This window comes from Caballeronia sp. LZ024 (assembly GCF_031451455.1).
In the GTDB taxonomy this organism is placed as follows: domain Bacteria; phylum Pseudomonadota; class Gammaproteobacteria; order Burkholderiales; family Burkholderiaceae; genus Caballeronia; species Caballeronia telluris.
In genome coordinates, this window is record NZ_JARUXL010000003.1 from 77212 (window position 1) to 90519 (window position 13308).

Genomic DNA, 13308 nt, shown 5'->3' on the forward strand with positions numbered 1-13308 from the left:
AGCGAAGCGCATGCGAATGCGCTCCTGATGGTGGGCCTCGTCGTGATCGGCATTTTTGCGTGCGCCGCTTGGCTGTTGTGTTCGAGACCATCAGCGCTTACAGCGCGCACGCCGATCCTTCGCAGCCTCATTATTCAGACGTGACGCCGCGCGATCGCAAAGCGGTACGCTCATCCGCTGATCTGGCTCCTATACTGAATCAACGACTCGTGGCGCGTGTCCCGCGCGCCGTCGATGAGTCGCCGACCCGGCTTGCCGCAACCGGCAGCCGGTTGCGCGTTGTTCTCGCCGGAGACAAGGATCATGTTATTCATCGCCAGATGGACCGCGCTACCCGAAGTGGAGAAGGTGGCGAGCGAGCGCTTCGTGAAGACGGGCGGCGCGCCGCCGGAGGGCGTCACGATGCTCGGACGGTGGCACGCGGTCGGCCCCGTTGCAGGGGTCGCGGTGTGCGAGTGTTCGGACATCGAACCGCTCGCGGCATGGGTGCACGAGTGGGCCGACCTGCTGAGCTTCGAAATCACGCCCGCGTTGACGGACGAACAACTCGGCAAGCTGCTGTCGACCACGCTCGCGCAGGGTTAGCGCGGCTAACGGACCTTTTTTTTGCGGGCAGTTTCACCGGGCGATGGTGCGTTCTCGCCGTGACTTCGTCGCAGATCGCGCCCGCGATACCGGCAATGTGTTTCGCGAATTGCTGGTCCCGGCGTTAGGGTTTGCCGCGCTTGTCGCGATCGCGCCATTGCTGCAGAATTTGGAACGTACTAGTTAGTTAAAAATATCGGCAGGACGGCCCCGAGCGCCGGAGCCCGAGCCGCAAAGGAGCGAAGAGCATGACTCAACCCTGCATTATCTCGGTCGCCATCACCGGTTCGGTCCCCAAGAAGAAAGACAATCCCGCGGTGCCGGTCACGATCGCCGAACAGATCGAAAGCACGCACGAAGCCTATGAAGCGGGCGCGTCGCTGGTTCACCTGCACGTGCGTGACGAAGACGAAAAGTCGAGTTCGGACCGCCATCGTTTTGCCGAGCTTCAGGAAGGTATTCGCAAGCACTGCCCCGACATCATCATCCAGTTTTCGACAGGCGGTCGCGGACGGTCGTTCGAACAGCGCGGCGCGATGCTCGATCTCAAGCCGGACATGGCATCGCTCGCGACGGGCTCGGTCAACTTCCCGACGATCGTCTATGAGAATCCGCCCGACTTCGTGCGCTCGCTTGCGCAGATGATGCTCGACCATAACGTGAAGCCCGAAATCGAGATCTTCGATCTGGCGATGCTTTACAGCACGGTCGATCTCGTCAATCAGGGCCTGTTGAAGACGCCGGTGCACGTGCAGTTCGTGATGGGCGTAAAGAACGCGTTGCCTGCGCGCCGCGAGATTCTCGAATTCGAGGTCGAGCAGTTGAAGAAGAACTTGCCCGATGCGACGTGGACCGCGGCCGGCATCGGTCGTCACCAGCTCGAAGTGAATCACTGGACGCTCGAAATGGGCGGCCACTGCCGCACCGGTCTCGAAGACAACGTCCGCTGGGACAAGGACACGCTCGCAAAAAGCAACGCGCAACTGGTCGAACGCGTCGCGAACCTGTGCGCGGAATATGGACGACCGGTCGCGACTGCTGCCGAGGCGCGCAAGCTGCTTTCGATGTAACGGACGCGGCTTCGTGTCGAAACGGCGCGCTCTGCGGATAAACCCGAGGAGCGCGCCTGCGGTACAACAACTCGAATAATTAGCCTTACAATCGGGGCTTTACGCCGACATACCGTGAAGCCTCTACATGAACGACGAGCGCAAGACATCGGGTCTGGCCGACCGCATCTATAGCGACATCCTCAACAGCATCATCGAAGGCGAATTCAAGGAAGGCGACCGGCTCCTGACCGAGCACGCGCTCGCCGAGCGTTTCTCCACTTCGCGCCCGACCGTGCGCGAAGCGCTCGCGCGTCTTCGGGCCGATGGCATCATCGTGACGCGGCGCGGTTCGGGGACGACGGTCGGTCGCCGCCCCGATCCGGACGTGCGCCGTTTCGCGCCGCTCGAAACGCTGTCCGACATCCGCCGCTGCTACGAATTTCGCGTGGTCACCGAGGCGGGCGCTGCCGCGCTTGCCGCCCGCCAGGCCGACGAGAGCGACATCGCCGCAATCGAGGCGGCGTGGGACGAGCTGGAACGCGTGATTGAGACACAGGGCATCGGCGCGAAAGATGACTTCGCGTTTCACCTCGCCATTGCGCGCGCCTCGCACAACCAGTTCTTCATCACCGTGATGTCGTTCATCGAAGAGCAGGTCGTGTTCAGCATGAACCTGTCGCGCAATCTGTCGCTTGTAAAGACGCTCGAACGACAGCGGCTCGTGCAGGCCGAGCATCTCGACGTGCTCGAAGCGATCCGCGCGCACGACGCCGACCGCGCCGGTCGCGCGATGGCCGCTCATCTGCAGAACGCGCTCGACCGGATGTTCGGCAACTGAGATTCCCAAGCGCTACGCTTGGCGAACGATACCGGAGGACAAGTTGCTAGACAAATCGCCGCTGTGAACGCCATCACCCGCGAGACTCGACCGGCGGCGTCTCGCTTTCCTGGACCGCTTCACGCGGCGTTGCGGGCTGCGCTTCGGCCGTGTCACTGCCTTTTGTCGAACGGATTCCGGACACTGCACGTGCGGCATCCTTCGACTGGAAATAGACCTTGCCCCACAGCGTGTTGGCGATCTGGAAACTGGAAGTGGGCCTGACGTTTCCGCGGCTCCAGTAGGCCTTGAACTCTTCCGTGCCGATGCCGAAATCGATGTCCATGTGCCGTTCCAGACACCATCTGATCACGAACTCGTTAAGGATCGTGCCGGGGCTGAACTGTTTCATCTCTGGTACGAACGAGCCGATCATGTAGTAGTGGCATCCTTGGCCGACGCCAAGCATCGCGGAGGCGATGACTTTCCTGTCCAGTTCGACCACGAAGATGCGCGCGAGCGGCTCACCGCCCGCCGATTCGAGCAGTCCGACGAGGAAGTCGCGATAAGCGGTCGAATAGAGCCAGGGGCCGCGCTTGTCGACACGTGCAGCCCAATCGCGCTTGTACGAGAGAATCCAGTCCACCGACTGCTGATATTCACCATCGGGAAGATCGAGCATGCGGATATCGAGTTCTCCCTGTCTTCCAAGGCGCCGCTCGCGTATGCCTGGCTTCCGGTTCAACGACTTGCAGAGCGTTGTCCAGTCCACTTCGTTTCGCAACAGCGCCGCGGACGAGACGCTCTGCTTCTCTTCGATGAGCCCCTTGTGTGCCGATGCCAGGTCGTGCAAGGTTGTGCCCGCTCTCACGAAGGGCAGGAAGAACACGTCGGCGCCGCAGAGCCGCGTTGCAGCGTGCCAAGCCTGCGCGATCGCTTCAGCGGCAGCTGGACCGTCTGCGACCAGCATGCTGCTCTGTTCGACCGTGCCGGGCGTGAGCGTGTTCAGCACTCTCCAGATGCCGCGTCGGTAACTGATCAGGGGCCAGACGAGCGTGAGCCGCCCATTCTCGCGGACCGTGATGCAACGCAGGCGCTGGCCGCGAGGGTTTGCAACGTGGTTCCAAGCGAGCCAGCAGAACCGGAACGCCTGGTTATGGTGACCATCCGCTTCGACCCACAGTCGGTCCCATTCGTCTTTCAATGCGAGGAATGCATCCGGCTCGGTGATCACTGCCAGTCGGGACTGCGCGTGACTCATATCGTCTCCGTACGGCTGACTGATTTCTTGTCGCGATTCGGGTTGCAATGGGGCGCAACGCGCCCTCATACCGCACCCGTCGCCTAGACTTCGCCCGTTACATAACGGCGCGCACTACGGCGGATCGTGCGCATCACGGCGTAATCGCCCCTGATGCGCTCGACCATGAGTCTTTGCGCCGGCGTTCCGCCGAAGCCGCTCAGGAATGTCAGCAGATTCATGTTCGGAATGCCGTCGAAATCGAACGTGAGATCGCGCTCGCGCGCGGCGCGAATAGCGATCCAAAGCAAAAGGGCAATCGAGCCGCTGTGCGAGTCCTCCGCGCGCGACGAAAGCAGGTAGTACATCGTCGTCTTGTCCCACACGAGAGCGATCTCGGCGGCGAGCGAGCCATCGGCTGCGAACGCGCCTAGCAGCATGCCGGCCTTGCGCTTAAGGACCTCGCCTAGCAGTTCGCGCATCATGCGCGATCCATAGACGTTGCCGCGCTTGCGGCGCTCGAGGTTCGCATCGTAAAAGTCCACGAACCGGTCGGGGTCGTGCATTTCCCGCGCGGTCAGGCGCTCGGCGGCGCGCCGGATCACGTTGCGCGTATTGGCTCGCATGTCCGTCCAGACATGCTCCTCGCTGCGGCCCGGCGGAATCTTGAGCGTGAAGCTCGCGGACACGGTGAAGCCCTGCAATGCGAACGCCACGGCTTCGGCGATGCGCGTATCGAGCGTCTGCTGAACGACGGCGCAGGAGGGCAGCTTGGCGATCAGCTCGCCGGCGATGCCGATACGGCGCCGCCATTCCTGATCGGTGGGTTTCTTCGCCGGCTTGATGACGGGTCCGAGCGTGCGGGTGAGCGGCGGCTGCGTCGAGATGCGCCAAAGCCCCTTTCTATGCAGCGAATAGGGCATCTCCGCGATGACCTCGCCATCGTTCTCCACGACGGCGAGCGCCCAGTTACCGCCGGTAGTGATGTCGAGCCACCACGGTTCATGAAAGAGCGAGCGCTCCGTCAGCCCGGCAAACGTTGCGGGCATCGACGGTTCTGCAATCAGTTCACGTGCTGATTTCTTGACTTCGAAATTCAAAGGAAAAAAAGAGGTTCCTAGCGGAATACCAGATTGGACCATATCGTGTCGCCTTCGCTGACGAGTTGTGCCGCACACCAGTTCATGACGCTGGCCGCTGCACCCCAGGCGAGGGATGAGCGGTGATCTTCATGTGCGAAATTAGCAAAACTGCTGCGTGACATGTACGGCATGCCTGAGATACTTCGCTTCTACCCGCATCGTTGCTGACAAGCACAGCAGGAGATGTCTCCGGTCTCCGGGTGTGTTGTCGGACAGTTCACTCGCACGCCAGTCCCTTTCGGCAACGGCCTTGTCTGTCGAATGTGAGGTCGACCACGACGATTCGAGAATAACCGGGTGACAATCACTAAAACGTGCGTCGCCGTACATTGCTTTCCAATCCTTACTTTGAATATGTTTAGTGATTTGACACGATTAGCGGGTTTTGCATGACAAACGCGTGAAGTTTTATCCAAGCACGCCTTGAAGGCGCGGGGGACAGATCCGCACTTCGTCATTGCTGCGGTGTCTGGAATCGGGACTGAGAAATCGCGTTGACCGAACTTCAAATCTGACGTTCGCCGCGTTTTTAGCAAACACGATCCGGTGGGACCTTGAATAAAGACGGCTTTCTTAGATACGGGCTGCTGGGCGTGGCCGCAGTATTTCTGCTGAGCGCCTTTTATCCGCAACGCGAGGACGGGCCGTACATGAGGCGTGCCGCTGCAGCCTCTTTGACCGCTCCAGAGATCGTCATTCCCACACTGGTCAATCCCGTTAGCCCGCTCGCGTTCGGTGCGAAATGCGATGGCGTAACGGATGATTCGGCCGCGTTCCAGGCCGCTGTCGATACGAGCGATGTCAAGGTGCCCGCCGGGACTTGCGTGATCGACGCGACAGTCGAGATTACGGTGAGCAATCGGCATCTGGAGTGCTCGCCCGGCACGACGCTGACGCAAACGGGCAAGGCCGGCGGCCGGATATTCAACGTCTTCTCCCGGACCGGCGACGTTCTGACGGGCGACAGTATCGTCAACTGCAATTTCGTCGGCACCAATACAGCCGCCCCGCAATACTTCGACGACGACGCAAGGCACTACAACATTCCCGTGCAGACGCAGGATCGCGTAAGCAGCTTCATGCTGATCGGCAATACGTTCAGCCGCTTCTTCGGCCAATCGATGTTCCAGACCTATGGAAGAGTCGATGGCGGAAGCGGAGACGTGATCGCCTATAACGTATTCAAGAGTTGCGGCTATTACGGCCCCGTCTTCGTCGCCCATACCAACGGCTATATCGGCCACAACATACTCGTGGATTGCGCGCTCGGCGTGGAGAACGACAATGCGACGCAACTGAGCGGAGGCAATCTGATCGAATACAACACGATCAGCGCCATACACGGGTATGGGGCGCCGGATATGAAAAGCGCAGCCATGCTGACGGGAGGCGTGGCGGGCGGCGCCGACTATTCGACAAACGTCGTGCGCTACAATTCGGTGCGAGGCACGAGTGACGCCGATGGGGTTCACGGCGCCGGCAGGCCCAGCCATATTTATCAAAGGGCGCCGCAGGGTGCTGCACAATATTGGCATAATAATTGCACTGCAGGATGTGTTGTTATCGACTGATAGGGCGCTCTCGCAGGGGCGAAATTGGCCCCTTACGCCGCAATGACCCGACAGCTGGTCGTTCTACTGCGGAAGGCGAACGATTCGAAGTCCACTGAATGAGTGCGGCGCGACCAGACAGTGACACTCGATAGTCGGATTCATTCACACACTTGCTATTCGTGACCACGATTTATGACCCTCATACAGATCATCGGTACTGTCGCGTTCCTAATTGTCATCGCGCTCGCAATCGTTGGCGTGGTCGATGTCTTCCGACGCCGGCAGACAGACCGCAGGAACGAACGACGCTCGAACGCCGCGCGCATGGCCGGGCTTGCATCGGAGCCGAATGCCAGCAAAGGCTCGCGTCTTTCGACCAACAAGTCCGAGGCCAAGGAAAACGGCTTTACCCCTTGATTGGCGCGTAAAAAGTTCAATCCATCACTCCGGTTTAGCGTGCAGGTGGCGCTTTTCACTCCGTTGCGCTGACAGATGCGTTTTGCCGCCGCTGAATGCGTGCGAAGCCGCTTCGTCATTGACAGAAACGAAACGGTGACTGCGCAGTTGATCCGCGAATTTCCGCGTCCAGAATAGATAAAGAGCAAGGCCCACGGGAAATTGCGTCAGCACCAGCATCGGTGCGCCACTCGCCTTGATCAAGCCGCTCAGTCTTCTTCTCGCAAAGAGGCCATACGCGATGTAGCGCCAGGCCATCGGGACGCGAACTCTAAGTCGAACCTGCTTCGACAGAAACCACCTCACGCTTTCCACTGAGCCATTCGGCGACCGCACGTTGATCGAGTTGTCGCCGCGCGTGAGTCCGCCGGGAAGATAGTTCGATATGTAGACGATCTCGTTGATATGAACCATCTTGTACCGCAGCCCGATTTGCGCCCATACCGCGTCTTCCGCCAGGAACCGCTCGCCTTCGAACTCGGGAAACGGGAAACGCTTGAGGATATCGGTGCGATACACCTCGGCCTTGTCGCCCGACACGCCTTGGTTGAACCGCATGTCGATGTACGAGGCGATCTCCTCGTTTCGAGGAAACCGCTGGCCGAGCGGTACGCTTTCGCTGATGCCCCGGAGAAAGCAGATACCGGAGAGGCGATCATTGCCGAACAATGACCAGGTATCGAGCGTCCGCCGCACCGCATCGGGCAGCAAGTAATCGTCGCTGTCTACGATGAACATGAGCGCCGAGCTAGTCGCCGCTATGCCGGCATTGAGCGCCGTGTGCTTTCCGTGATTCTCCTTCCTGATACAGCGCACGTCGATCAAGCCTTCGGCACAGAGTCGCTCGCACAACGCCGGCGTCGAATCTGTGCTGCCATCGTCGACCACGAGCCACTCGAAGTCTTGACACGTCTGGGCCACCAAGCTTCGATAGAGACGAGGCAGGTACTCCGCGCGGTTGTACGTGGGCGTGACGATGGTCAGCGGCTTGTTCATGACAGGTCGATTCACAGTGGCGTTCGGATCGGGTACGCGTCTACGTCCACATCGGCGACGCGGTTTTGGGGCGTCGCGTGATCTGGACATTCTCGGCAAGCGGTGCAGGTGTCGGGAAACGAGACACGAGAGGCAGCAAGCCTAAGAAGAGAACAGGGTTCATGTATGAAAGCTTCGACGACATGAGCAAAGCGAAGAACAGCATGCCTGCAACGTCGCGGCGCATTCTCGACAAGATCCAGATCGGAATGAGCACCCCGGCAATACCGTACTTAACGATGAAGAAGTTGAACAGGCCGGCGTCGTTGAGCGAGGACACTTGAGGGCTGCCTGACCCTGATGCGAGTCCATAGAGAATCGACTCAAGACCAAAAGGCCCATAACCGAATACGAAGTCCCAGCCGTGCCGTGTTTGATAGGCGTATTTCATGAGCGCGAGGCGAATGCCCGAGTCGGCGCCGATCTTGAGAAGGAAACTGTCGAGGTATGCGGCGATCAGGCCCGGCGAGGCAACAATCACCATCGCCAAAAGGACGCTCCACCAGAACTTCATGCTCCTGTCCTGAATCAGGATGGTCGCTGTCAGCAGTACGCCGGCCTGAACGACGGCAGCGGCGGATTGCGTGATGAGCATCGCCACGATGGCGAACAGGACAGGCAGCTTGGCAGGCTGTGAACCCCGAGCGCGGCTCAACAGAATGTATCCGACGGCCATAGCGCCCACCGCCGCGCTGAACGTCGACGGTTCCACATACAAACCTGTGGGCCTGAATCCAAAGATCGGATTCACGGATTCGTAGTTGAAATAGCGCGACGCTTCGCCCGTGACCGGCTGGACGAAATCGATGTACTTCTTCGTCGCGATCAGCACGGCAGTCTGCAAGAAAAGAATCGAGCTGTTTAAGACAAGTAACATGCCGAGCGCCGTCACGACCTGATGGATGCGCGCCGCAATGAGCGCTCTTAGCGACACCACGAAGAGAGCGACAAGTAACAGAAACATATAGTTGTTGCCGGCGGATTTCTCGAGATCGGGCGCCACGCCCCAATGCGCTGTCATCAGAAACCACAGATAGCACGCGGTGATCACCGAGGCTGCCGAGATCGTACAGATCAGGTAAGCGGGGCTAAAGAAGACCTCGCGCGAATCCTTCGCCGCCATACAGCACAGCCATAGCAGAAGGATGCCCGCCATCTCCACGTAGGCGCGATGACTGGTGAGCGACGCAATCAGCAACGCTATAAAGATGAAAAAGGTGTCGGCACCGAATCTGCTCTTCATGCATTCTGCTCCCATGGAATCTCGGTCGAAGTTCGGGCTTGCATTCCCCATGGAGAGATGCGTCGAGCACAGACCGGAACTGGCCCTCAATGCCGGGTTTGTTCCGCCGTCCTGGACGTGACTTCATCGCTCACGTTCGCGACGAGCCAACGCGGTGCCTTGAATCGCACGATGGACGCATAGAGCCATACATAAGTCGCGACAAATAAAAGCGCCGTCAACGAGAGGACGACCTGGCTATGCCAAAAGAGCGACGCCGGCACGATGCCGATCATGCTAAGGATCCAGAGATACGGCGAGGTGCGCGCATTTCTGCGCGAGTGCTGACGCGTGGTCTGCAGCATGCCTCCGTGGCGAACGAGACGCTTGAACACCAGGGTGTGCAAGTGAATGCCATCCGGATCGCCCGCCGGACGCCCTCGCACGATGCGCCTGCGATAGATGGAGAAGATGGTTTCGAAGGTCGGATAGATCGTGACCACTGCTGCATACCAAGCGGATACGTTCGGGTGCCGCGCGATGAGCAGCACGGCGAGTTCCGCCATCATGAAGCCGACGAAGTAGGCCCCGCCGTCGCCGAGAAAGATCGACGCTGCCGGATAGTTCCAGATCAGAAAGCCGAGGATGGCGCCGATCATCGTTAAGGAAACCGACAGCACCAGCCAATCGTCGACCTGGTGCGCAACATAGCCGAGCGACCCAAAGACAAGAATCGCAACTCCCGAGGCGAGGCCATTAAAGCCGTCAATAAGATTCATTGCATTAGTCAAACCGGCAACCGTAAGAAGCGTAAGCGCAACTGCAATCGGGGTAATCACCAAGAATTGATCTATTAGCGGCAGGTCGATGCGGCCGACGACGGCATGAAGGAAGTACGCACCTGCCAAGGCCGAAGCGAAACCGCATAGTAAGCGCACTGCAGGGCTGACGCTCTTCGTCAGGTCCTCGATGACGCCGCCGCATAGAACAGGTGCTGCGCTCAAGAGCAGCAGCGCCGGCTCGCCACGAGGATTGACTCCGAATAGCGCACCCACCGAGAACGTGATGCCGGCCGCGCAAACGATAGCGATGCCTCCTACGCGCGGCACGGGAGCGGAATGATTCTTCTGAACTCCTTTGAGATCGTGGTCAAGCGCTAAGGAGCCGAATACATCGGCGTACCTGACGATCAAGAAAGTCACGAGGAAGCAACTGGCAAATCCTAGCGCAAGATTTAGCATGTTCTCTGTCAGTCACGTAAGGAGCTTTAAAAGATGCAGTGCGATACGACTATGGACGTCAGTCCATGCAGGGTGCCTCAAGAGCCATCATGCATCAACGCAAAGACAGAGCCGTAGGAGTGACGGAAGACACTATTTCGCCATAGTGTCCCTCGTCAGGCATCCCTCGACAGGTACTACAAGACGTACAGGATGTCTCCGGGATTGTTGTTGTCACAATCCCATTGTTCTTCAATATTTCGTGTGGATCGCAGTCTAAGAGAACGATCTTTTAAGGACCATGACATCCTAGTCGCAAAGGTGTCGGCCGTCTAACCGCGTTTACGACGATCACTATAGAGCGCTCGATGGAGGTTGCGCAGTGGCTTCATGCATCAATAGATCGGAAGTGTGCGAAAGCACACACTGCCACCTTCAATTCCGAAATTTGATATCACGGCTCGTATAAGGTGTTGCTATCGCGGCGTACCGGGTAATACGGAACGCCATCCGTTGGAGTCCGAACGGCATGACAAATTGAAGACGGTTCCGATTTCATACGGCACGTCTTTGCGTAAGTGTCTGCATTGGTCAGTTTATTAAAAATAGGGCGCGGCAAAAAAGCTGCTTATCTCCTCGAACACGCACTGCCTATATTGCAGAACGATCAACAACGAGACGCTAATGAAACGAGCAAATAAAACCTCGTATCTCACAACGGAGAATTCGAATCAAGGGGGAATGGGATTACTAATAGGCAGACTATTAAGACGGTGGATGTTGATCGCAGCGATAGCCGGCTCGGTGATGGCACTGGGCGGGCTGTACGCATTTCTAAGCGAGCCTGTCTACCAGGCGAACATTCTCATCAAGGTCGACGACACATCCGGGGCGCCCACGTCCACAGGACGCGACATATTGAGCAACGTTTCGCCTTCCTTCGACGCCAAGTCGACCGCGGAAGGCGAGATGCAGATACTCGGCTCGAAGCTGATCGTTTCGCATGCAGTCGACGCACTCAAGCTCTACATCAACGCGAAGCCGCACTACTTCCCGTTGATCGGCGCATGGGTCGCGCGGTACTACAAAAGCCTTCCCTGGCCGCATTTCCTCCAGGCGGACGGTTATGCATGGGCAAACGAAGCGATCGACATCGCCTCTCTCGATGTGCCCAAAGACATGGAAGGCGCTGGTCTGACCATTACGGCACTGGAAGACGGGCGCTACTCGCTCGACGGCGACCAGCTCGACGCGCCGGTTACCGGCAAGGTCGGCGTGACGGAGCGCTTCGACACCAGGCAAGGCGTGATCACATTGCGTGTCGACAGGCTCGTAGGAAAGCCCGGTGCCGCATTCGACGTGGTCCGTTCGTCACGACAGGACGTCGTTGCCGATCTTCAGAAAGCGTTGCAGATCACCGAGCAGGGCACAAAATCGAATGTCTTAAGCTTGACCCTGAGAGGCCGCGATCCTGCCAGGGTGAGCGCGACCGTCAACGAGATCGGACGCGAATACGTTCGCCAGAATGCAGATAGAAAGGCGGTCATCGCGGCCAATTCACTCGACTTCCTGCAAAGCCAGATGCCGGCAATGAAGCAGCAGATGGAAGAAGCGGAAGCTCGCTATAACGCATATCGCAACACGCACACACTGCTCGACATAGGCGAAGAGAACCGCATCGCGCTAAAGAATGCTTCCGAGGCCGAGATCCAACTGCTCACGCTCAGACGAACCCGTTCCGAACTTTCGAGCAAGTTCCGGGCGATGCACCCGAGTATCGTCGCCGTGGACGAACAGATTGCGTCCATGCAAAATTATCTCGACGACCTCAACGAGCGCGTGAAGTCCTTGCCTGTGGACGAGCAGGGCGCTCTTCGTCTGATGCGCGAGGTCCGCGTAAGCAGCGACCTCTATTCGGAACTGCGCAAGAACATCGAGGAACTGCGGCTGATCCGCGCCGGCAAGGTGGGCGCGGCGCAGCTCATCGACGCGTCGGACATTCCAAAGCACCCGATCCGCCCGATCAAGTCGCTCATCTTGCTGGTTTCGGCGCTGCTTGGCGTGCTCGTCGGCGTAGGGGTCACGCTGATGCTCGACCATCTGTTCGCGGGAGTGACCGAGCCCGAAGATATCGAGGCACAGACCGGACTCATGGTTTACGCGACTCTGCCCCTCAGTCCTAAGCAGCGCGAACTGGAAAAGCAGGCTGAGACCGAACCTGAACGCCAAGGGCTGCTCGCGTTGCGTTTTCCAGGCGACCCGACCGTCGAAAGCTTGCGCTCGTTCCGCTCTGCGTTGCAGTTCGCCATCCTTGGCGCCCGTAACAACATTGTCATGTTGGCGGGCCCGCTTCCCGAAATCGGCAAGTCGTTTGTCACGGCGAATCTGGCAACGATTCTTGCGGCAGGCGGCAAGCGCGTCCTGCTCGTGGACGGGGACCTGCGCAAGGGCCATCTGCACACAAGCTTTGGCTGCGCGCTAGCGCCGGGCCTTGCCGAGGCACTCGTCCATCCCGATTCATTCGACAAGCTGATTCAAAAGCAGATTCAGCCGAACCTGGACTTTCTGCAAGCCGGCTTCTATCCGTCGAATCCGTCGGAGCTGCTCATGGGCAAAAACTTCAGTACGCTCATGACCGCAGCATCCAATCACTACGACATCGTCTTGATCGATTCGGCACCCGCGCTGGCAGTATCGGATGCGGGAATCATGGCGCCTATCGCCGGATCCATCTTCCTGGTCGCGCGCTTTGGTCAGACGAGAATCGGCGAAATAGAAGAGTCCACCAAGCGCTTTGCGCAGACCGGCGCACGAGTGAGCGGCGTGTTGCTGAACGGATTTTCTCTCCGCAGGGCCAACTATGGGCATGCAAGCCGATACGGCAGCCACGCCTACACGGCTTACAAATACGACGCCAGCGTACAGTGATTGAACAAGAATCAAAAGAGCCAGGTGGCAGCAGGCGCTGCCCTTGGCCTATTCAGGA

At 58.8% G+C, this 13308-nt stretch carries 10 protein-coding genes; 5 read left to right on the plus strand and 5 right to left on the minus strand.

All coding sequences use genetic code 11. The annotated features are described in order from the left end of the window. Positions 1-303 precede the first annotated feature (303 nt). The 3 genes from QCE48_RS18285 to QCE48_RS18295 all read left to right on the plus strand — a co-directional run bounded on the left by QCE48_RS18285 (position 304) and on the right by QCE48_RS18295 (position 2475). A complete protein-coding gene (locus tag QCE48_RS18285) occupies positions 304-585 on the plus strand; it encodes a DUF3303 family protein (protein WP_309784285.1) in 282 nt (93 codons plus the stop codon). A 248-nt stretch (positions 586-833) separates the two neighbouring features. Then, the gene (locus QCE48_RS18290) at positions 834-1655 is read left to right on the plus strand and encodes a 3-keto-5-aminohexanoate cleavage protein (protein WP_309784288.1); all 822 of its coding nucleotides are present in this window, start codon (positions 834-836) and stop codon (positions 1653-1655) included. A 127-nt stretch (positions 1656-1782) separates the two neighbouring features. Beyond that, complete coding sequence (locus QCE48_RS18295) at positions 1783-2475, plus strand: FadR/GntR family transcriptional regulator (RefSeq protein WP_309784290.1); 693 nt, start codon at positions 1783-1785, stop codon at positions 2473-2475. 73 nt (positions 2476-2548) lie between these two features. On the opposite strand, the gene QCE48_RS18300 is transcribed toward QCE48_RS18295, so the two are convergent. Next, complete coding sequence (locus tag QCE48_RS18300) at positions 2549-3715, minus strand: GNAT family N-acetyltransferase (protein WP_309784293.1); 1167 nt, start codon at positions 3713-3715, stop codon at positions 2549-2551. Between the two features lie 83 nt (positions 3716-3798). Further along, a complete protein-coding gene (locus QCE48_RS18305; RefSeq protein ID WP_309784294.1) occupies positions 3799-4743 on the minus strand; it encodes a GNAT family N-acetyltransferase in 945 nt (314 codons plus the stop codon). A gap of 647 nt (positions 4744-5390) precedes the next feature. Between QCE48_RS18305 and QCE48_RS18310 the strand changes: the two genes are divergently transcribed. Then, positions 5391-6407, plus strand: coding sequence for a hypothetical protein (locus QCE48_RS18310; RefSeq protein ID WP_309784296.1), 1017 nt, complete (start codon positions 5391-5393; stop codon positions 6405-6407). 423 nt (positions 6408-6830) lie between these two features. Here the strand turns inward: QCE48_RS18310 and QCE48_RS18315 are convergent, their stop codons facing one another. The 3 genes from QCE48_RS18315 to QCE48_RS18325 form a co-directional block, all read right to left on the minus strand. Then, the gene (locus QCE48_RS18315; protein ID WP_309784298.1) at positions 6831-7841 is read right to left on the minus strand and encodes a glycosyltransferase family A protein; all 1011 of its coding nucleotides are present in this window, start codon (positions 7839-7841) and stop codon (positions 6831-6833) included. 40 nt (positions 7842-7881) lie between these two features. Continuing rightward, complete coding sequence (locus QCE48_RS18320) at positions 7882-9123, minus strand: hypothetical protein (RefSeq protein WP_309784299.1); 1242 nt, start codon at positions 9121-9123, stop codon at positions 7882-7884. Positions 9124-9209: 86 nt separating this feature from the next. Then, positions 9210-10343, minus strand: a complete 1134-nt coding sequence (locus tag QCE48_RS18325) for a glycosyltransferase (RefSeq protein ID WP_309784300.1) — start codon at positions 10341-10343, stop codon at positions 9210-9212. 720 nt (positions 10344-11063) lie between these two features. Here QCE48_RS18325 and QCE48_RS18330 point away from each other — a divergent pair. Next, positions 11064-13250 (plus strand): polysaccharide biosynthesis tyrosine autokinase, encoded by a 2187-nt coding sequence (locus tag QCE48_RS18330; RefSeq protein WP_309785058.1) that lies wholly within the window; start codon positions 11064-11066, stop codon positions 13248-13250. The last annotated feature ends 58 nt before the right edge of the window (positions 13251-13308 follow it).

What these genes read in the sequence shown, in the direction of transcription:
- QCE48_RS18300 (WP_309784293.1), bottom strand. Translation starts at nt 3,715, where the DNA reads ATGAGTCACGCGCAGTCCCGACTGGCAGTGATCACCGAGCCGGATGCA.
- QCE48_RS18315 (WP_309784298.1), bottom strand. Translation starts at nt 7,841, where the DNA reads ATGAACAAGCCGCTGACCATCGTCACGCCCACGTACAACCGCGCGGAG.
- QCE48_RS18330 (WP_309785058.1), top strand. Translation starts at nt 11,064, where the DNA reads ATGGGATTACTAATAGGCAGACTATTAAGACGGTGGATGTTGATCGCA.
- QCE48_RS18325 (WP_309784300.1), bottom strand. Translation starts at nt 10,343, where the DNA reads ATGCTAAATCTTGCGCTAGGATTTGCCAGTTGCTTCCTCGTGACTTTC.
- QCE48_RS18305 (WP_309784294.1), bottom strand. Translation starts at nt 4,743, where the DNA reads ATGCCCGCAACGTTTGCCGGGCTGACGGAGCGCTCGCTCTTTCATGAA.
- QCE48_RS18290 (WP_309784288.1), top strand. Translation starts at nt 834, where the DNA reads ATGACTCAACCCTGCATTATCTCGGTCGCCATCACCGGTTCGGTCCCC.
- QCE48_RS18320 (WP_309784299.1), bottom strand. Translation starts at nt 9,123, where the DNA reads ATGAAGAGCAGATTCGGTGCCGACACCTTTTTCATCTTTATAGCGTTG.
- QCE48_RS18285 (WP_309784285.1), top strand. Translation starts at nt 304, where the DNA reads ATGTTATTCATCGCCAGATGGACCGCGCTACCCGAAGTGGAGAAGGTG.
- QCE48_RS18295 (WP_309784290.1), top strand. Translation starts at nt 1,783, where the DNA reads ATGAACGACGAGCGCAAGACATCGGGTCTGGCCGACCGCATCTATAGC.